The organism is Robertmurraya sp. DFI.2.37 (genome assembly GCF_029211245.1).
Lineage (GTDB): Bacteria > Bacillota > Bacilli > Bacillales > Cytobacillaceae > Robertmurraya > Robertmurraya methanolica_A.
In genome coordinates, this window is the sequence record NZ_JARGEJ010000033.1 from 1 (window position 1) to 19318 (window position 19318).

General features: G+C 40.8%; 20 protein-coding genes and 1 riboswitch. Of the genes, 18 read left to right on the top strand and 2 right to left on the bottom strand.

What is annotated here, in order from left to right; genetic code table 11:
- From PZE06_RS16390 to purD, 15 genes are all read left to right on the top strand, one after another.
- Positions 1-87 (top strand): IS3 family transposase (locus PZE06_RS16390; RefSeq protein WP_275791656.1); only part of this gene is annotated, 87 nt, incomplete at its 5' end.
- Positions 88-465: 378 nt separating this feature from the next.
- Positions 466-1008 carry a DUF2179 domain-containing protein gene (locus PZE06_RS16395; RefSeq protein WP_095309158.1) on the top strand — a complete coding sequence of 181 codons (543 nt, stop codon included), beginning with the start codon at positions 466-468 and terminating at the stop codon, positions 1006-1008.
- A complete protein-coding gene (locus tag PZE06_RS16400) occupies positions 1005-1205 on the top strand; it encodes an NETI motif-containing protein (protein ID WP_150948725.1) in 201 nt (66 codons plus the stop codon). Before PZE06_RS16395 ends, PZE06_RS16400 begins: the two co-directional genes overlap by 4 nt.
- Before the next feature lie 98 nt (positions 1206-1303).
- A riboswitch (purine riboswitch) is annotated at positions 1304-1404 on the top strand.
- 192 nt (positions 1405-1596) lie between these two features.
- On the top strand, positions 1597-2085 hold the full coding sequence (gene purE / locus PZE06_RS16405) for a 5-(carboxyamino)imidazole ribonucleotide mutase (protein WP_150948724.1): 489 nt from the start codon (positions 1597-1599) through the stop codon (positions 2083-2085).
- Entirely contained in the window at positions 2069-3223 is a 1155-nt protein-coding gene (gene purK, locus PZE06_RS16410) for a 5-(carboxyamino)imidazole ribonucleotide synthase (protein ID WP_150948722.1), read from the top strand. Before purE ends, purK begins: the two co-directional genes overlap by 17 nt.
- A 4-nt stretch (positions 3224-3227) precedes the next feature.
- Positions 3228-4520: an adenylosuccinate lyase gene (gene purB / locus PZE06_RS16415; protein WP_150948719.1), complete on the top strand. Its 1293-nt coding sequence runs from the start codon at positions 3228-3230 to the stop codon at positions 4518-4520.
- A gap of 150 nt (positions 4521-4670) precedes the next feature.
- Entirely contained in the window at positions 4671-5390 is a 720-nt protein-coding gene (purC, locus tag PZE06_RS16420) for a phosphoribosylaminoimidazolesuccinocarboxamide synthase (protein ID WP_150948717.1), read from the top strand.
- Positions 5383-5637: a phosphoribosylformylglycinamidine synthase subunit PurS gene (gene purS, locus PZE06_RS16425; RefSeq protein WP_095309146.1), complete on the top strand. Its 255-nt coding sequence runs from the start codon at positions 5383-5385 to the stop codon at positions 5635-5637. The genes purC and purS overlap by 8 nt, the downstream gene beginning before the upstream one ends.
- Entirely contained in the window at positions 5634-6311 is a 678-nt protein-coding gene (purQ, locus tag PZE06_RS16430; protein WP_150948714.1) for a phosphoribosylformylglycinamidine synthase subunit PurQ, read from the top strand. Before purS ends, purQ begins: the two co-directional genes overlap by 4 nt.
- A gap of 89 nt (positions 6312-6400) precedes the next feature.
- Complete coding sequence (gene purL / locus PZE06_RS16435; RefSeq protein WP_150948711.1) at positions 6401-8620, top strand: phosphoribosylformylglycinamidine synthase subunit PurL; 2220 nt, start codon at positions 6401-6403, stop codon at positions 8618-8620.
- Positions 8605-10017, top strand: coding sequence for an amidophosphoribosyltransferase (gene purF / locus PZE06_RS16440; protein WP_150948708.1), 1413 nt, complete (start codon positions 8605-8607; stop codon positions 10015-10017). The genes purL and purF overlap by 16 nt, the downstream gene beginning before the upstream one ends.
- 355 nt (positions 10018-10372) lie before the next feature.
- Positions 10373-11401, top strand: coding sequence for a phosphoribosylformylglycinamidine cyclo-ligase (purM, locus tag PZE06_RS16445; protein ID WP_150948705.1), 1029 nt, complete (start codon positions 10373-10375; stop codon positions 11399-11401).
- An 11-nt stretch (positions 11402-11412) separates the two neighbouring features.
- On the top strand, positions 11413-11997 hold the full coding sequence (purN, locus tag PZE06_RS16450) for a phosphoribosylglycinamide formyltransferase (protein WP_275791702.1): 585 nt from the start codon (positions 11413-11415) through the stop codon (positions 11995-11997).
- A gap of 186 nt (positions 11998-12183) precedes the next feature.
- Complete coding sequence (purH, locus tag PZE06_RS16455; RefSeq protein WP_150948700.1) at positions 12184-13719, top strand: bifunctional phosphoribosylaminoimidazolecarboxamide formyltransferase/IMP cyclohydrolase; 1536 nt, start codon at positions 12184-12186, stop codon at positions 13717-13719.
- Between the two features lie 105 nt (positions 13720-13824).
- Entirely contained in the window at positions 13825-15090 is a 1266-nt protein-coding gene (gene purD, locus PZE06_RS16460; protein ID WP_150948697.1) for a phosphoribosylamine--glycine ligase, read from the top strand.
- Here purD and PZE06_RS30120 read toward each other — a convergent pair.
- On the bottom strand, positions 15068-15181 hold the full coding sequence (locus tag PZE06_RS30120) for an EYxxD motif small membrane protein (protein WP_369011853.1): 114 nt from the start codon (positions 15179-15181) through the stop codon (positions 15068-15070). The genes purD and PZE06_RS30120 overlap by 23 nt on opposite strands.
- Before the next feature lie 79 nt (positions 15182-15260).
- Complete coding sequence (locus PZE06_RS16465) at positions 15261-15536, bottom strand: YgaP family membrane protein (RefSeq protein ID WP_150948694.1); 276 nt, start codon at positions 15534-15536, stop codon at positions 15261-15263.
- Positions 15537-15896: 360 nt separating this feature from the next.
- Between PZE06_RS16465 and PZE06_RS16470 the strand changes: the two genes are divergently transcribed.
- From PZE06_RS16470 to PZE06_RS16480, 3 genes are read left to right on the top strand one after another with little or no spacing between them, the layout of a single operon-like run.
- The gene (locus PZE06_RS16470; RefSeq protein ID WP_191963257.1) at positions 15897-17639 is read left to right on the top strand and encodes an adenine deaminase C-terminal domain-containing protein; all 1743 of its coding nucleotides are present in this window, start codon (positions 15897-15899) and stop codon (positions 17637-17639) included.
- Between the two features lie 40 nt (positions 17640-17679).
- Complete coding sequence (locus tag PZE06_RS16475) at positions 17680-18720, top strand: DUF3048 domain-containing protein (RefSeq protein WP_150948691.1); 1041 nt, start codon at positions 17680-17682, stop codon at positions 18718-18720.
- A gap of 46 nt (positions 18721-18766) precedes the next feature.
- Positions 18767-19063 (top strand): YerC/YecD family TrpR-related protein, encoded by a 297-nt coding sequence (locus PZE06_RS16480; RefSeq protein WP_095309129.1) that lies wholly within the window; start codon positions 18767-18769, stop codon positions 19061-19063.
- The last annotated feature ends 255 nt before the right edge of the window (positions 19064-19318 follow it).

Consider the following 19318-nt stretch of genomic DNA (forward strand, 5'->3'; position numbering starts at 1 on the left):
ATGGTTTACTATAACAACTATCGATATCAGTGGGACTTAAAAAAGATGACCCCTATTCAATATAGGAATCATCTTCTAGTTGCTTAATCTCTTTTTTTATTGTGTCCTTGACATAGGTGCCAGTTTAGAATGGGTACTCTTTTTTGATCTAAATGTCCGTAAGATTTCGCAATCATAGGTTTTTTCCAAACCGAGAGGGAAAAGATAAAAGCAAATTGAGAAAAGTTTAGCGCAGTATACTTTAAATCGGTGCAAATTCAAAGCAACTGCGTTCAAGTATGTGAAATGTGTGCAATCGTTTAGTCGAGAGCAGTTGGATTTTATCGACAAGACGAGGGGATCAGGCTCAAAGCAATAGGACACAAGTACTCATCTAACAGAAGTAGCTGAAATAGAGTGCAATTAGGTTTCATTTTTAGTAAAATGAGGCATACACGATTTTGCTTTTATTAGGGGGACATTTCCGTGTTACAAAATGGATTGGTAATGGTGCTCATTATCCTTGTCATTAATATTGTCTATGTTTCCTTTTTTACGATTAGAATGATTTTGACGTTAAAGGGACAAAGGTATTTAGCTGCTTTTATAAGTATGATTGAGGTTGTTATTTATGTTATTGGACTTGGCTTAGTACTTGATAATTTGAACCAGATTCAGAACCTGATTGCGTATGCAGTTGGTTACGGGATTGGTGTGATTGTAGGAATGAAAATTGAGGAGAAGCTTGCGTTGGGCTATATTACCGTCAATGTAATTACGAAGGAATATGATCGGGACTTACCGAGACTTCTTCGGGAAAAAGGCTATGGTGTAACGAGCTGGGCTGCGAATGGCCTTGAGGGGGATCGGATGGCGTTGCAAATTTTAACGCCAAGAAAATATGAATTAAAGCTCTATGCAACCATTAAAGAGCTTGACCCGAAAGCATTTATTATCGCGTATGAACCGAAAACGATCTACGGTGGATTTTGGGTTAAATCGGTTAAGAAGGGAAGATTGTTTTCATGAGCAGATTGAAACAAAGATTTGAAGTGCAAGAAAATGAGACGATTGATCAATGTCTGGACCGCATCCAAAAGGCTGGCTACATTCCTGTACGAAGAGAAGAAAAACCAATATTTCAGGAGAAAAAGCAAGGTTCCACGGTGGTCTATGAGCCTATAGGAAGACAAATTATTTTTGAGGCAAAGAGGATAGAGGGTTAAAACACGAACATTAATAGAAGAATATTTTATTATTGTTCGATTATTAGTTGACACACACCGTTAATGTTGTTACTATGGTAGTGCAAATGGAATAATCGATAAAAAAATACAATTTACCTCATATATAATGGGAATATGGCCCATAAGTTTCTACCCGACAACCTTAAATTGTTGGACTATGAGGAAAGTGAATGACGGGATAAAAATTGATCTTTTATTGAAGGGCATAAGCGGACATGGGTGGAGTGGCTGTGCTAACGCAGCCTTAGATGATGTCCTTTTATTTTCTGTGCTTCAATAAATGAACAATGTGCCCGGACAGATTGCTTTCCTTCATAGGATTAAGCAGTTTGTTCCGGGCTTTTATTATGGTTAAAAATGGAGGAGAAAAATGAGCGTGCAGGTTGCAGTAATTATGGGGAGTACATCGGATTGGGAAACAATGAAGCATGCGTGTGATATGTTAGATAAGCTCGAGATTTCCTACGAAAAAAAGGTAGTATCCGCACACAGGACTCCAGACCTTATGTTTCAATATGCAGAGGAAGCAAGAGGACGGGGCTTTAACGTAATTATTGCAGGTGCAGGAGGGGCAGCCCATCTTCCAGGTATGGTGGCTGCTAAAACGACTCTTCCTGTAATCGGTGTGCCAATTCAATCAAAAGCATTAAATGGACTGGATTCCTTATTATCGATCGTACAAATGCCGGGTGGTGTCCCAGTAGCGACAGTTGCTATCGGCAAGGCAGGAGCAACGAACGCTGGATTGCTTGCAGCGCAAATACTTGGTGCGACTGACTCGGCAGTAGCAGAACGACTTGACAAAATGCGTGAAGCAACGAGAGAGGCTGTAATGGAAAGTAGTGATAAGCTTGTTTAAAACCATTTTACCTGGACAAACGATTGGAATTATCGGTGGAGGGCAGCTTGGGAGAATGATGGCTATTGCTGCGAAAGAAAAAGGCTACTTCGTTGCTGTACTAGACCCGACAGATCATTCCCCTTGTGGGCAAATTGCCGATATTGAAATTGTTGGACAATATCATGATTTACAGGCGATTCAAAGGTTGGCTGAAGTTAGCGATGTCATTACGTATGAATTCGAAAATATCGATGCAGCAGCACTTAATTGGCTTTGTGAAAATGCTTATGTGCCACAAGGCAAAGAAGTGCTTGAAATTACCCAAAATAGAGCGAAAGAAAAAGCAGCGATCCAAAAAGCTGGTGCAACAGTGGCTCCTTACAGGGTAATTAATGACATGAATGACATTTATGCTTATATCGATGAAATCGGCTATCCTTGTGTACTAAAAACAGCAACGGGTGGTTACGATGGTAAAGGACAGCTTGTCATTCGTTCAAGAGATGACATTGAAAAAGGAGCACCGCTAGTTGAATCTGGATTATGTGTTCTAGAGCAGTGGATTTCTTTTGAAAAAGAAATCTCCGTTATTGTGGTACGCAACCCAAAAGGGGAGACTTCCGTTTTTCCGGTGGGAGAGAATATTCATAAGGATAATATTTTGCATGAAACAATCGTGCCAGCAAGAATGGCAGAGGATGCGAAGGAAAGAGCAATCTCACTTGCAATAGAGCTTGCCAGAACATTAAATTTAGTCGGTACATTAGCGGTGGAGATGTTTTTAACGGCAGAAGGCGAAATCTATATAAATGAATTGGCGCCTCGGCCGCATAATTCAGGTCATTACTCGATAGAGGCTTGTGAAACATCTCAATTTGAACAGCATATTCGTGCGGTTTGCAATCTACCGCTCGGAAGTACCGAATTATTAAAGCCTGTCGTTATGGTGAATATTCTTGGTGAACATCAAGAACCAATCATTGAAAAAATAAGCGATTACCCAAACTGGAAAATTCACTTATATGGAAAAAAAGAAGCGAAAGTAAAAAGAAAAATGGGGCATGTGACCATTTTAAAACATTCAATAGAGGACGCCCTATCTGAAATTGACAGCAGTGGAATTTGGGAACAGGCGAAGGAAAGAATCGGAGGATAAAGTCATGATTGATCGTTATACAAGACCCGAAATGGGCGCTATTTGGACAGAGGAAAATCGTTTTAAAGCTTGGTTAGAAGTAGAGATCTTAGCATGTGAAGCATGGGTGGAGCTTGGAGAAATTCCAAAGGAAGATGTTCAAAAAATCCGTGAGAAGGCATCGTTTGATATTAACCGCATTAAAGAGATTGAAGAAGAGACACGACATGATGTTGTCGCATTTACTCGTGCTGTATCCGAAACACTTGGTGAGGAAAGAAAATGGGTTCACTATGGACTAACTTCAACGGATGTTGTTGACACGGCTTTATCCTATTTAATAAAACAAGCGAATGCCATTTTGCTAAAGGATATAGAAGGTTTTGTTGAAATCTTAAAAAACAAAGCACAGGAACATAAATATACAGTGATGATGGGACGTACTCACGGAGTTCATGCGGAGCCAACAACATTTGGACTGAAGCTAGCCCTTTGGTATGAAGAAATGAAGCGTAACCTAGAACGCTTTAAGCAAGCTGCTGAGGGGGTTGAATACGGAAAAATATCTGGGGCAGTTGGAACATATGCCAATATTGACCCATTTGTTGAGAAATATGTATGTGAGAAGCTTGGAATTAAACCAGCGCCCATTTCTACGCAAACATTGCAACGTGATCGCCATGCTCACTATATGTCAACAATAGCATTAATCGCTACATCAATCGAAAAAATGGCAGTCGAAATAAGAGGTCTGCAAAAGAGTGAAACCCGAGAGGTAGAAGAATTTTTTGCAAAAGGTCAAAAAGGCTCTTCTGCTATGCCGCATAAACGCAACCCGATCGGTTCTGAAAATATGACTGGACTTGCCCGTGTCATCCGTGGACATATGTTGACTGCATATGAAAATGTCCCGCTTTGGCATGAACGTGATATTTCACATTCTTCAGCAGAGCGAATTATTTTACCAGATGCCACGATTGCTTTGAATTACATGTTAAATCGTTTTGGCAATATCGTGAAAAATTTAACAGTCTTCCCAGAAAACATGAAGCGTAATATGGATCGTACACTTGGTCTTATTTACTCTCAACGTGTCCTACTCGCCTTAATTGATAAAGGCCTACCACGTGAAGAAGCGTATGATACGGTGCAACCAAGAGCAATGGAAGCGTGGGAAAAGCAAGTTCCGTTTAAGAACTTAATTGAAGGAGATGAAATTATAAAAGCAAAGCTTTCGCCAGCAGAAATTGATGATTGTTTTGATTATAATTACCACTTAAAGCATGTCGATACAATCTTTGAGCGTTTAGGACTATAGAAGGATTCATTTTTAAATGAGCGCCTATCGCCTTTCAAACTTCTGATACTGGTTTTACATCCTACGATAAGTCAAAGTTTCTTCAATCGAAAAGTTTGTAAGACGATGACCAAGGCACTTCCACTTTTAGTATAGGAGGCTCTCCTCATCATGGAAAAAAGAGCATTGTTATATGAAGGAAAAGCAAAGAGAGTATATCAAACGGATGATGAAAATCTCGTATGGTTGGAGTACAAGGATTCTGCGACAGCTTTTAATGGTGAAAAGAAGGAACAGATTACGGGTAAAGGAAAATTAAATAACGAGATTACAAGTTTAATATTTTCAAAGTTGAAAAAAGAGGGAATTGCCACTCATTTTGTTAAGAAGCTTTCCGAAACGGAACAGCTTGTAAAGAAGGTAACGATTATTCCTCTTGAAGTTGTCATACGCAATGTGGCAGCAGGCAGCTTTTCTAAAAGACTGGGGATTAATGAAGGAAACCCTCTCTCAAAACCCCTCGTTGAATTTTACTATAAAGATGATGCTCTTGGAGATCCGCTCATTACGGATGACCATATCGAAGAATTACAATTGGCGACGAAGGACGAAGTAGCCCTTTTAAAAGAAAAAGCACAGCAGGTCAATGAAGTGTTATCGAGGTTGTTTCTTGAATTAAATATTCGCCTCATCGACTTTAAGCTGGAATTCGGAAAGGATGCCGAAGGGAACATCGTCCTTGCTGATGAAATTTCACCAGATACCTGTCGCCTATGGGATAGCAACACGAATGAGAAGCTGGATAAAGATGTATTTCGCCGTAATTTAGGAAGCTTAACAGATGCTTATGAAAACATTCTTGCGAGACTGGGAGGTCCATCACATGTATAAAGTAAAGGTTTATGTAACATTAAGAGAAAGTGTACTTGATCCACAAGGGGCTGCGGTAAAGCACTCATTACAGTCATTAAGCTATAACGAAGTATCAGACGTTCGAATTGGAAAATACATGGAGTTAACGGTTGAAAAATCAGAACGCAACGTTGAAGATGTCGTAAAGGAAGTGTGTGAGCGCCTCCTAGCAAACCCTGTGATTGAAGACTATCGCTATGAAATCGAGGAGTGTGTAGCCCAATGAAGTTTGCTGTCATCGTGTTCCCAGGCTCCAACTGTGATGTAGATATGTATCACGCAATTAAAGATGAACTTAGGGAAGAAGTCGAGTATGTTTGGCATGATGCAGATCATTTAGATGAATATGATGGAATCCTTTTACCCGGCGGATTTTCCTATGGAGATTACTTACGCACAGGAGCGATTGCTCGTTTCAGCAGAGTGATGCAAGAGGTTGTGAAAGCAGCCAATGCAGGAAAACCTGTCCTTGGTGTTTGTAATGGCTTTCAGATCCTCCTCGAAAGCGGGCTGTTACCAGGTGCGATGAGACGGAACGAAAGCTTGAGATTTATTTGTAGACCAACAAATTTAAAGGTAGAAAATAACGAGACTATCTTTACTTCTGAGTATAAAAAAGGTGAAATCATTACCGTTCCGATCGCCCATGGTGAAGGGAACTACTATTGTGATGAGGAGACTTTACAAAAATTGAAGGACAATCGTCAAATTGTCTTTACGTATAAAAACAATCCAAACGGATCCTTAGAGGACATCGCTGGAATCATCAATGAAAAGGGAAATGTACTTGGCATGATGCCCCATCCTGAAAGAGCAGTTGATGAATTATTAGGAGGAGCAGATGGCCTGAAACTATTCCGCTCGATTGTGAAAACTTTTCGAAATGCTGTTGTCGTATAAAATCATCCGGTGGCAGTAGGCTAAAGATTCCTGCGCATAAGCTGGTAAAACAAAGCAGTCATCTATCGTGAAATTATGGAGGGAAGCACATGTCGATCATGCTTGAACCAAGTCCACAACAAATAAAAGTAGAAAAAATTTATCGAGAAATGGGTTTAACTGACGAGGAATTCGCAAATGTAGAAAAAATCCTTGGAAGAACTCCTAATTATACAGAAACTGGCCTTTTTTCCGTTATGTGGTCAGAACATTGTAGCTACAAAAATTCAAAGCCAGTATTAAGAAAGTTTCCAACAAAAGGGGAGCGAGTCCTTCAAGGTCCTGGAGAAGGGGCTGGAATTGTTGATATTGGCGATGATCAAGCGGTCGTTTTTAAAATCGAAAGCCACAATCATCCATCTGCAATAGAGCCTTACCAAGGAGCGGCAACAGGTGTCGGTGGAATTATTCGTGATGTTTTTTCCATGGGGGCAAGACCGATTGCTCTATTGAACTCTTTACGTTTTGGAGAGTTAGATGCTTCTTCTCGTGTTCGTTACCTTTTTAAAGAAGTGGTTGCTGGTATAGCTGGCTATGGAAACTGTATTGGTATTCCAACGGTTGGTGGAGAGGTTCAATTTGACCCTTGTTATGAAGGGAACCCTCTTGTCAATGCGATGTGTGTGGGGTTAATTGACCATAAGGATATTAAAAAAGGTCAGGCCCATGGAATCGGCAATACGGTCATGTATGTCGGTGCTAAGACAGGTCGTGATGGGATTCACGGGGCAACCTTCGCATCGGAAGAATTAACAGAGGACTCAGATGAAAAACGTCCAGCAGTTCAGGTTGGAGACCCGTTCATGGAGAAGCTTCTCATCGAGGCTTGCCTTGAATTAATTCAATCAGATGCCCTTGTTGGGATTCAAGACATGGGAGCAGCGGGACTAACAAGTTCTTCTGCGGAAATGGCGAGTAAGGCTGGTTCAGGAATTGAAATGAATCTTGATCTTGTTCCGCAACGAGAAACAGGAATGACGGCTTACGAAATGATGCTATCTGAATCACAAGAGCGTATGCTTATTGTCGTGAAAAAGGGCCGTGAGCAAGAAATCGTTGATTTATTTTCAAAATATGATTTAGAATGTGTCGCAATTGGTCAAGTTACCGACGATAAAATGCTTCGTCTCGTACACAATGGAGAAGTAGTTGCAAATGTACCTGCTGATGCACTAGCTGAGGATGCGCCAGTATATCATAAGCCATCACGTGAGCCCGAATATTTCCGTGAGTTCCAAGCGATGGACAATGATGTTCCAACTGTGGACGATTACAATGAAGCGCTTGTTAATCTTTTGCAACAAGCAACCATTGCGAGCAAAGAGTGGGTTTATGACCAATATGACTATATGGTACGTACCAATACGGTAGTAGCACCAGGATCAGATGCGGCGATTGTCCGAATTCGTGGAACAGAAAAAGCATTGGCGATGACGACGGATTGCAATTCAAGATATCTTTATTTAGACCCCGAAACAGGTGGGAAAATTGCTGTTGCTGAAGCAGCAAGAAATATCGTCGCTTCTGGTGGAGAGCCGTTAGCGATTACAGATTGCCTGAACTTCGGGAATCCAGAAAAACCAGAAATTTTCTGGCAATTTGAGAAAGCTGTAGACGGGATGAGTGCTGCTTGTACGAAGCTAAATGCACCAGTCATTGGCGGTAACGTCTCCCTTTATAATGAAACGAATGGCACTGCAGTATACCCAACACCTGTTGTTGGAATGGTCGGCCTTGTGGAAAACCTTGCACATGTTACGACGCAGAACTTTAAAAGCGCAGGAGACCTTATTTATCTAGTTGGGGAAACAAAACCTGAGTTTGGCGGAAGTGAGTTACAAAAACTCACATATGGACGAATTTTTGGCAAGGCTCCTGAAATCGACCTTGATGTGGAGGAACAAAACCAAAAGAGTGTTCTCACTGCAATCCGTGCGGGAGTTGTAGCATCCGCTCATGATATTGCAGAAGGCGGACTTGCTGTTGCATTAGCAGAAGGATTAATGGGAACGGCTGAGCTTGGTGCAAAAGTGACGGTAAATGGGGATGTAACTTCTGCGCTTTTCAGTGAATCACAATCACGTTTCCTACTATCTGTGAAAAAAGAAAATAAAGCCCAATTTGAAAGCTTAGTAAAGGCGCAATTAATTGGTGAAACGACAAATACATCTAACCTTCAAATCTATGCTGATGATAGGCTTGTTCTTGATCAGAAAGTGGTAGATTTGGAGTCTGCTTGGAAAGGGGCTATCCCATGCTTGCTGAAATAAGGGGATTAAATGAGGAGTGTGGCATCTTTGGTGTATGGGGACATCCTGATGCGGCTCAAATCACTTATTACGGTTTACACACCCTGCAACATCGTGGGCAGGAAGGAACCGGAATGGTTGTCACAGACGGTCAAAAGCTTAAAGGGGTCAAAGGAGAAGGGCTTGTCGCGGAAATTTTCACTGCGGAGGCTATCGAGCAATTAACGGGAACTGGTGCAATTGGTCATGTTCGCTATGCTACTGCTGGGGGCGGTGGCTATGAGAACGTGCAGCCTCTCCTTTTCCACTCGCAGTCTGGAAGTCTGGCACTTGCCCATAATGGAAATTTGGTTAATGCGACAGCGTTAAGACGACAGCTTGAAGGGCAGGGAAGCATTTTTCAAACAAGCTCTGATACAGAGGTGCTTGCCCATTTAATTAGACGTGGCGGTAACGCACCGCTGGTAGAGCAGGTGCAAAATGCATTGACCATGCTGAAAGGGGCTTATGCTTTCTTAATTATGACAGAAACGCAGCTGATGATTGCTCTTGATCCGAATGGCATGCGTCCGCTCTCGATCGGCCGTTTAGGAGATGCATATGTAGTTGCATCCGAAACATGTGCCCTGGACGTAGTTGGCGCAAGCTTTGTTCGTGATGTCGAGGCAGGGGAATTGGTCATCATTGATGACACAGGAATCCACTCTGAAAGATACGCAATGCCTGCTAATCAAGCGATGTGTTCGATGGAATATGTTTATTTTTCCCGTCCAGATAGTGATATTCAAGGGATCAATGTTCATACAGCCCGTAAAAATTTAGGGAAAAAACTAGCGCTTGAGGCTCCAATTGAGGCAGATGTTGTTACAGGTGTTCCTGATTCAAGTATTTCTGCTGCAATCGGTTATGCTGAAGAGTCAGGGATTCCTTATGAGATGGGCTTGATTAAAAATAAATATGTCGGGCGGACATTTATTCAGCCTTCGCAGTCTTTGCGTGAGCAAGGGGTAAAGATGAAGCTCTCGGCTGTTCGCGGTGTAGTGGAAGGAAAAAGGGTAATCATGGTCGACGATTCGATTGTTAGAGGAACGACGAGTCGTAGAATTGTGACGATGCTGAAGGAAGCAGGTGCAACAGAAGTCCATGTTGTCATCAGTTCACCACCGATTAAAAACCCATGCTTTTATGGGATTGATACCTCGTCTAAAGAAGAGTTGATGGCGGCTAGTCATTCTGTTGAAGAAATGCGGGAAATCATCGGTGCAGATACGCTAACCTTTTTAAGTGTAGAAGGTTTATTAGAAGGGATTGGCAAGGTGAGCGCGGACGAAAATTGTGGGCAATGCCTCGCTTGCTTTACAGGCAAATATCCTACGGAGATTTATCCAAGTACAGCGAGAATGTATGAAAAGGTTTAAGTTAAAGTTTTTGAATTTGATTGTATATTAACTTTGTCTACTTTGACTAGCGGCACTAGATGCCGCTTTTCTATTCATCGGGATTGAGTTTTTCTAGGTTTCGGTTTTGGCAATAAAGATGGCACGATTTTTCACTTCTTTTTGCTACGTGCTAAGGGGTTTAGAGGCTGTTGCTTAACAATGGTTATTGTTATATGTCGATGTTGACTTTGTCTCATTTTTTAACCTCATTTGAAAAGCCTGTGAGACGAAGGTTTCCCGTGTTTGAACAGTCATTTTGCTTAACAAAGCCAACCCATTTAAAACGATCATATTTACGCAAATATGTCCGAAAAAATCATTAGGAGGTCTTAACATGGCCAATGCTTATAGGCAAGCAGGTGTTGATATAGAGGCCGGCTATGAGGCAGTCACAAGAATGAAGAAGCATGTGAACCGTACGATTCGCCCAGGAGTTATGGGAGGACTTGGCGGTTTTGGTGGAATGTTTGATTTATCTTCCTTAAATTTGAAAGAACCGGTTCTTGTATCAGGTACTGATGGTGTGGGCACAAAACTGATGCTCGCTTTTCTCATGGATAAGCACGATACGATCGGCATTGATGCAGTTGCTATGTGTGTCAATGATATTGTCGTTCAAGGGGCAGAGCCACTTTACTTTTTAGATTATATTGCTTGCGGAAAGGCTGCACCGGAGAAGATTGAAGCGATAGTTAAAGGGATTGCGGATGGCTGTGAGCAGGCAGGCTGTGCCCTTGTTGGGGGAGAGACTGCTGAAATGCCAGGAATGTATAGTGAGGACGAATATGACTTAGCTGGCTTTTCAGTTGGCGCTTGTGAGAAAAAGAATATAATTACCGGTGAGAATATTAAGCAAGGTGATGTTTTAATCGGTTTAGCTTCAAATGGAATCCATAGCAATGGTTACTCACTTGTTCGAAAAATTTTCCTAGAACAAGCGGGAATGTCACTAGAAGATGAGGTAGAGGATCTGGGCTGCACGCTTGGTGAGGAGCTCCTTCGACCAACAAGAATTTATGTGAAGCCCCTTTTAGAAGCGATGAAGAAATTTGAAATAAAAGGAGTTTCTCATATTACAGGTGGGGGATTTATCGAAAATATCCCGCGCATGCTACCGGATGGATTTGGAGCTGAACTTTTAGAAAGCAATTGGACTGTGCCAGCCATTTTTTTATTAATGGAAAAGCTCGGTAAAATAGAACGTCAAGAAATGTACAACATCTTTAATATGGGGACGGGAATGGTAATGGCAGTTAACAAAGACGATGCCAATGCAGTGATTCAATTGTTTACAGAACTCGGAGAAAAAGCATATGTAATGGGTGTTGTGACAGAGCAAGCAGGGGTATCGATTAAGGAATAGCGGAGGTTACCATGAAAAAGATTTCCATTTTTGTTTCCGGTAGCGGAAGCAATTTTCAAGCCATTGTTGAGGCTGTTAAAAAAGGTGAGCTCGAAGCTGATATTGCTTTGCTTGTTTGTGATAAGTTAGGGGCTTATGCGCTAGAACGAGCAAAGAATGAAGAAATTCCTTCTTTTGTTTTTAATGCGAAAGGGTATGACAGCAAGGAAGCGTATGAACTTGAGATTTTAAAAAATTTACAAAAGCATGAAGTGGACTTCATCGTGCTTGCAGGATACATGCGTTTGATTGGAAAGACCCTTTTGGATCAGTTTGAAGGAAGGATCATTAATATTCATCCATCCCTTCTTCCTGCTTTTCCAGGTAAGGATGCAATTGGTCAAGCATTAAGGGCGAAGGTAAAGGTGAGTGGTGTGACGGTTCATTTTGTTGATGCTGGAATGGATACAGGGCCGATAATTGCCCAAAAGGCGATCGAAATTAGTGAACAAGAAACAAAGGAAAGTCTTCAAACGAAGATTCATAAAGTGGAGCATGAGTTATACCCTAAAGTCATTCAACAACTGATTAAAAAAGGTATTACCACGAAAAAGTGACACTCTTTCGATTTATAGAGGAACGATCAGCATTTTTTTAGCAGTGTTGATTTTTGGTTTATTTTCTCTCAGATTCCATGATGCGATAGAAAAAACTATCGCTTCATGGAATCAGAGGACCTTTTTAGCATACACTAGCTTTTTATAAAACAAGCAGAAAATTTCAATAACTAGGAGGATTTTGTGATGAAGAAGAGAGCGCTCATAAGTGTATCGGATAAAGCAGGAATTACAGATTTTGCCAAGCGATTGCATGAATTGGATTTTGAAATAATTAGTACTGGTGGGACGAAAAAGGCTATTGCAGATGCTGGTATTCCTGTTATGAGTGTTAGTGAGGTGACAGGCTTCCCAGAAATTCTTGAAGGACGGGTTAAAACACTAAATCCAATGATTCACGGTGGATTGTTGGCAAAGTTCTCAGAGGCGAGTCATCAAGAACAGCTCTCCGAGCATCAAATCCAACCTATTCATGTTGTATGTGTGAATTTATATCCGTTTCAACAAACAATTGCTAAGCCAGATGTAACGGTTGAAGCGGCAATTGAAAACATTGATATTGGGGGACCAACGATGCTGCGAGCATCCGCAAAAAATCATGAATATGTTACGGTCGTCGTGGACCCCTCTGATTACTCAACTGTAATTGAGGAGTTAAAAGCTTGTGGCGAAGTCCAAAACGAAACTCGCCGGAAGCTGGCTGCCAAGGTGTTTAGACATACGGCCGCTTACGATGCAATGATCGCTGAATACATGACAGAGCTTGTTCAGGAAGAAACACCTGAAAGCCTAACTGTGACATATGAATTGAAACAATCATTACGTTATGGAGAAAATCCACATCAAAAGGCTGCCTTTTATCGCAAACCTTTGGGCTCTGTGTTTTCGGTTGCCAATGCAACTCAATTACATGGTAAAGAGCTTTCTTACAATAATATTAATGATGCTGATGCCGCTTTACAGATCGTCAAAGAATTTACTGAACCAGCTGCAGTTGCGGTAAAACATATGAATCCTTGTGGTGTCGGGACAGGGAGCGATATCTTTTCTGCCTTTACAAAAGCATTCGCAGCAGATCCTGTGTCCATTTTTGGAGGAATCATCGCATTAAACCGTGAAGTGGATAAGGTGACAGCAGAAAAACTCCATGAAATCTTTTTAGAGATCATCATTGCTCCATCTTTCTCGGATGAAGCTATTGAAATTTTAACAAGTAAGAGAAACTTGCGTCTTTTAACGATTCCATTTGATAAAAAGGCGAAAGATGAAGTGAAATTGACTTCCATAGAAGGCGGATTACTTGTCCAAGAACAGGATCGGTTTGGTTTAAAGGATGCAACAGTAACCGTTCCTACGAAACGCAAACCAACCGATGAGGAAATGAAGGCATTGGAACTCGGTTGGAAAATTGTTAAGCATGTAAAATCAAATGCGATTGTGGTAAATAATCGCGATATGACATTAGGGATTGGCGCAGGACAGATGAACCGAGTTGGTGCAGCAAAAATTGCACTTGAGCAAGCAGGTGCAAAAGCTGATGGAGCGGTCCTTGCTTCAGATGCCTTTTTCCCGATGGATGATACAGTTGAAGCGGCAGCAAAAGCCGGAATTAAAGCAATTATTCAGCCTGGTGGCTCCGTCCGTGATGAGGATTCAATCAAAAAGGCAGATGAGTTTGGAATTGCTATGGTCTTTACGGGCGTTAGACATTTTAAACATTAATGAAGCATTTTTAAACAAGGGACTAGAGCGGCGGCAAAACGAAGCTTTTGCCTACATCATACTCACGATAAGATCAGGAGTAAATAAAAAGCGGAGGTTGACGGAATGAAGGTGTTGGTTATTGGCCGTGGTGGCCGTGAACATGCGATTTGCCAAAAGGTGAGCGAAAGCCCGCAAGTTGAAAAAGTATTTGCTGCACCAGGAAATGATGGAATGGTGGACATAGCTGAGCTTGTGGATATCGCTGAAACTGAACTAGAAAAGCTCGTTCAATTTGCTAAATCAGAAGAAATCGGCCTTTCGATCATTGGCCCTGAAGTCCCCTTGCTGGCAGGGCTTGCTGATAAATTCCGGGAAGCAGGGCTTACGGTATTTGGACCAAATCAGAAGGCTGCTGAAATCGAAGGAAGTAAATCCTTTGCTAAAGACTTAATGAAAAAGTATGCTATTCCAACAGCAGAATACGAAGTTTTTAGCGACTATGAAACTGCTCGACAATATGTCGAAGAGAAAGGCGCCCCAATTGTGATTAAAGCTGATGGACTTGCTGCAGGCAAGGGTGTAACAGTAGCTATGACGCTTGAAGAGGCCCTTGATAGCTTAAAAGAAATGCTTCAAGATTCAAAGTTTGGTGAGGCTTCTTCCACTGTCGTTGTAGAGGAGTTTCTTGCTGGAGAAGAATTTTCACTTATGGCTTTTGTTAACGGAGAAAATGTTGTTCCACTAGAGATCGCTCAAGATCACAAAAGGGCGTTTGAAGGCGATAAAGGACCAAACACAGGAGGAATGGGAGCATATTCACCTGTGCCGCAAATTGGTGAGGAGGATATTCGCTTAGCTGTAGAAACGATTGTTAAACCAGCGGCAAAAGCACTTGTCCAAGAAGAACGCAGCTTCTGTGGGATCTTATATGCTGGATTGATTCAAACGGAAAAAGGGCCAAAAGTGATTGAATTTAACGCAAGATTTGGTGATCCTGAAACGCAGGTTGTCCTCCCGCGCATGCAATCTGATTTAGTTCAAGTCATGCTGGACCTGATCAATGGTAAAACACCAAAAATTGAATGGGATCCTCAATCGATGATCGGTGTGGTTGTTGCTTCAAAAGGGTACCCAGAAGCTTATAGAAAGGGTGCAGAGCTAGAGGGGTTAGATAAGATTGATGGATTTGTGTTCCACGCTGGAACGGAAAAAGGTGAATCAGGCTCATTCTTGACAAATGGTGGCCGTGTTTTACTTGTAGGGGCTAAATCAAATACATTAGTAGAAGCGCAGAAGTTAGTGTATCAAGAGCTAACGAAGCTTAACTGTGAAGGTGTTTTTTACCGCAACGATATCGGTCATAAAGCTATCGCACATGTTTCCCTTTAGATTTCTTAATAAAGGCATAACATAAAGCGACAATGCTACCAATTAAAATAACTATTAAGAAAGACATGTCGGTAATGTATTCCCAAAACATAAGATCAGTACAACTCCTTTATTTATGCTTTTATTTTCATCGGTGCTTTCCCCCTAGTGAGGAAAGCACCGTAAAATTTTTAAGATGGATTAGAAGGGACGATCGTTTCTTGTAAGGAATCTTCTTCGTTTTGCTTTTGGGGATTTTTTTTCATGCCCTCTTCAATGAGTGACGTGACAGGACAATAACGGACAATTCCTTCGCCAACTTTCATAGCTCCAAGGATAGCTGTTATTAAGAATGCATTCTTCCAAGGTTTTTTAACCATTTTCGCGGTGCTCCAAGCTAAAATCGTTAGTCCGCAAGTTATACGGATCAGAGCATTGACAATTCCGATATTTTGTTTAATTTGCATAATCATGTCTCCTTCACAATTTCTTAACATAATTTTTTAAGTCTTTAATGTGTTAAACAACAAAATATGGTAGTATATATAAAAATGATGGAAAGTTTAGTAACTTGCTTTCATATCATTTTATGATCGGGTAATTCAAGTGAATTGATTTCATCATGTACCATCGCTAATTAAAAAACGAACCATATCACGTTTAAACATCATTTATATCCGTGTTTATTCCTTAAAATAATGTAAAAGTCAAATGAACGTTCGTTTTTTAACTTGAAGTGTGCAATGATGAAATGGACTAAAGTGAAAGAATATAAATAATAAGCCAATGTATATACATCATTGAAATTTCAAAGGGGAGGGAACATTGTGCTAGAACAAAGATATCGTTGGAAAAATAAACATATTCGTGAACATGTTTCAGTTATTGATGGAAAACTATCACCGACCATATTATTGCAAAATGCTCGTTATTTAAACCAAGTGTTGCGCAAGTGGATCACAGCAAATATTTGGATTTACGAGGATCGCATTGTGTATGTAGGTGAAAAATTGCCTGAAAATACAGGTAACTGTGAGATTATTGATTGCAAAGGACAGCTTCTTGTTCCGGGTTATATTGAACCTCATGCTCACCCATTTCATTTATATAATCCCCATTCGTTGGCTCGTTATGCATCCCAGTTTGGAACAACTACCTTAATTAATGACAATATGGCGCTTGTTTTGCAGTTAGACAAAAAGAAAGCGTTTTCTTTAATGAGGGAACTCCGTAACATTCCAACAACGATGTATTGGTGGTGCCGTTTCGATTCACAAACAGAGATTTTGGATGAAGTGGACACTTTTTCCCATGCAAATGTAAAGTCATGGTTAGAGCATGACGCCGTTTTACAAGGGGGAGAGTTAACAGGGTGGCCTAAGCTTGTAGATGGCGATGACTTAATGCTTCATTGGATTCAAGAAACGAAAAGGATGAGAAAGAAAATCGAGGGACATTTTCCAGGTGCATCGGAAAAAACATTAGCGAAAATGACGTTATTTGGTGCTGATTGTGATCATGAGGCAATCTCAGGTAAAGAGGTCTACGATCGACTGATGCAAGGTTATATGGTCTCGTTGAGACATTCATCGATTCGACCTGATTTGCCGGTTCTTCTCGACGAAATCCATGAGCTAGGAATTGAACATTATGATCATTTTATTTTCAATACAGATGGCTCTTCGGCATCCTTTTATGAACAAGGGATTATCGACAATATGATTCGAATCGCTATTGAAAAAGGGGTTCCGGTCATTGACGCTTATAATATGGCAACCATTAACGTAGCCCGCTATTATAACCTCGAATACCTCCATGGAAATATTGCAACGGGTAGAGTTGCCAATATTAATTTTCTCAGTGATGAGAAAAACCCGACACCAGTTTCTGTGCTGGCAAAAGGAAAATGGGTGAAACGAGATGGAAGGAATGTCGATGTATATGAGGAGGTAAATTGGGAAACACATGGACTTGAACCATTAAAAATTGATTGGGGTTTAACGAATGACGATATGCAATTCTCGATGCCTTTTGGAATTCAAATGGAGAGTTCGGTTATTACAAAGCCCTATTCGATTTCAATCGATGTGAATCATGAGGAGCTTCCAAATACACATGATGAATGTTTCTTCATGTTAATTGATAAAGAAGGAAATTGGAGAACGAATACAGTGCTGAAAGGATTTGCCAACAATCTTCCAGGGCTGGCAAGCTCTTTCACTAATACTGGCGATATTGTTTTAATTGGAAAGAATAAAAATGAGATGATGAGAGCTTTTAGACGTCTAAAAGAAATTGGTGGCGGCATTGTTTTTAGTGAGAATGAGGAAATCGTTCTTGAAATACCGCTTCCTTTAAATGGAGTTATGTCGGATAAGAAGGTTGAAGAGTTGATTAATGATGAGAAAAAACTATCTGCTTATTTAGTAGAGAGAGGTTATCGATTCAATGATCCGGTTTATTCTCTCTTGTTTTTTACCTCAACGCATCTGCCTTATATTCGTGTAACTCAGCAAGGAATGTATGACGTCATGAACAAAATGGTACTCTTTCCAACGATAATGCGTTAAAATATAAAAGAGTATATGTGCAGGATGTAAGGGGTGCAGAATGAAAAGTAAATGGATCTTTACTACGGCAACAGTATTCTTCTTACTAGCTGGCTGTAGTGGAAATGAAGAAGTGGTACAAGAACATCAAGAAAAGCCCATAAATGAACAAGTTAATAAAGATGAGTTTGCTTATCAATATCCTTTAACAGGAGTAGGTGTGAAAGAAGAGTCCACAAGCCGTGCATACGGTGTCATGATCAATAACGATCCTAAGGCAAGACCGCAATCAGGCTTGCATAAAGCAGATCTTGTTTATGAATTATTGGCAGAGGGAAATGTTACGCGTTTTCTAGCCATTTTCCAAAGCGAGGAAGCTGAGCGGATCGGACCTGTGAGAAGCGCACGCGACTACTATATTGATTTAGCGAAAGGGTATGATGCCTTATACGTTGCTCATGGCTATAGTCCGGAAGCAAGGGCAATGTTAAGCAGTGGCTATATCGATAATATCAATGGAATGCAGCATGATGGTACTTTATTTAAAAGAGATAGCAGTCGAGTTGCTCCCCATAATTCATACATTACGACTGAGGATATTTTAAAAGGTGCAGATGATGCTGGCTATAATATGGAGCAAGCACCTTCCTCATTGTCCTTTTTATCTGAGGATGAAGTAGAGGCGTTAAATGGAACGAAAGCCCATTCTGTTCAAGTGTCTTATTTTTCAAGTGATTTATTTAAAGTGACTTATGAGTATGACGAGAAGACGAAAAAGTATGAGCGCTATAGCAATGGTGAATTAACAGCAGATTTAGATTCCAGAGAACCTGTTTTGTTAGACAATATATTGGTTATCGAAGCAGACCATAAGATCATTGACGACTATGGACGACGCGAGATTGATTTAGCATCGGGCGGTAAAGCGTACTTGCTGCAAAGAGGGCAATGGCGTGAATTGGAATGGAGAAATGTCGCTGGACGCATTCTTCCCTATGATGAAAATGGGAGAGAGGTTGGATTTGTTCCAGGGAAAACGTGGATTAATGTTGTTCCATCTGACAAAGGAATTGAGAATGTAGTTGTTTTTACGGAAGAATAAGTGAACGTTTCATTTAGAAGAGAAAACAGCTTAAAGGGGTAAATATATGCAAATTGAAAAACTTAGAGGAAAAGAACTGGATCAATTATTCAAAGCTGTCTTATCGCTGAAAGATTTAGAAGAATGCTATCGCTTTTTTGATGATCTTTGCACAGTCAATGAAATTCAGTCCTTAGCACAGCGCCTTGAGGTGGCAAGGATGCTTCGTGAAGGGAAAACCTATCACAAAATTGAAACTGAAACGGGTGCGAGCACAGCGACAATTTCTCGCGTAAAACGTTGCTTGAATTACGGTAATGACGCCTATGAACTAGCTCTTGAACGGATAAAAGAAGAAGAGTAACCAGATGAGAAGCCGAGGTGAAATGTAGAGAACCTCGGTTTTTTGTTTGCTGTTTTTTCTAATTAGCTTGTATAGTCGGACAAGGTGCGATGTGAACGACAATACCCGTGCAACGGTACAAGAAAGCTTGGTAATGAACGTTTTATGTCACCCGCTGATTGAGGCTCTGCACAATCGATAGAAAAAAGAGGAAGAAACGGTCGCTCAAAAAATGTATCACCAAAAACTAGCTTTTTTTTAGGACCTTGCTAGTCA

Excerpts from the sequence above, each read along its gene's own strand:
- purS (WP_095309146.1), top strand. The coding sequence starts at position 5,383 with ATGTATAAAGTAAAGGTTTATGTAACATTAAGAGAAAGTGTACTTGAT.
- purQ (WP_150948714.1), top strand. The coding sequence starts at position 5,634 with ATGAAGTTTGCTGTCATCGTGTTCCCAGGCTCCAACTGTGATGTAGAT.
- PZE06_RS16480 (WP_095309129.1), top strand. The coding sequence starts at position 18,767 with ATGCAAATTGAAAAACTTAGAGGAAAAGAACTGGATCAATTATTCAAA.
- purH (WP_150948700.1), top strand. The coding sequence starts at position 12,184 with ATGAAGAAGAGAGCGCTCATAAGTGTATCGGATAAAGCAGGAATTACA.
- PZE06_RS16400 (WP_150948725.1), top strand. The coding sequence starts at position 1,005 with ATGAGCAGATTGAAACAAAGATTTGAAGTGCAAGAAAATGAGACGATT.
- purD (WP_150948697.1), top strand. The coding sequence starts at position 13,825 with ATGAAGGTGTTGGTTATTGGCCGTGGTGGCCGTGAACATGCGATTTGC.
- purC (WP_150948717.1), top strand. The coding sequence starts at position 4,671 with ATGGAAAAAAGAGCATTGTTATATGAAGGAAAAGCAAAGAGAGTATAT.
- purN (WP_275791702.1), top strand. The coding sequence starts at position 11,413 with ATGAAAAAGATTTCCATTTTTGTTTCCGGTAGCGGAAGCAATTTTCAA.
- PZE06_RS16465 (WP_150948694.1), bottom strand. The coding sequence starts at position 15,536 with ATGCAAATTAAACAAAATATCGGAATTGTCAATGCTCTGATCCGTATA.
- purB (WP_150948719.1), top strand. The coding sequence starts at position 3,228 with ATGATTGATCGTTATACAAGACCCGAAATGGGCGCTATTTGGACAGAG.
- purM (WP_150948705.1), top strand. The coding sequence starts at position 10,373 with ATGGCCAATGCTTATAGGCAAGCAGGTGTTGATATAGAGGCCGGCTAT.
- purF (WP_150948708.1), top strand. The coding sequence starts at position 8,605 with ATGCTTGCTGAAATAAGGGGATTAAATGAGGAGTGTGGCATCTTTGGT.
- PZE06_RS16475 (WP_150948691.1), top strand. The coding sequence starts at position 17,680 with ATGAAAAGTAAATGGATCTTTACTACGGCAACAGTATTCTTCTTACTA.
- purE (WP_150948724.1), top strand. The coding sequence starts at position 1,597 with ATGAGCGTGCAGGTTGCAGTAATTATGGGGAGTACATCGGATTGGGAA.
- PZE06_RS30120 (WP_369011853.1), bottom strand. The coding sequence starts at position 15,181 with ATGTTTTGGGAATACATTACCGACATGTCTTTCTTAATAGTTATTTTA.
- purL (WP_150948711.1), top strand. The coding sequence starts at position 6,401 with ATGTCGATCATGCTTGAACCAAGTCCACAACAAATAAAAGTAGAAAAA.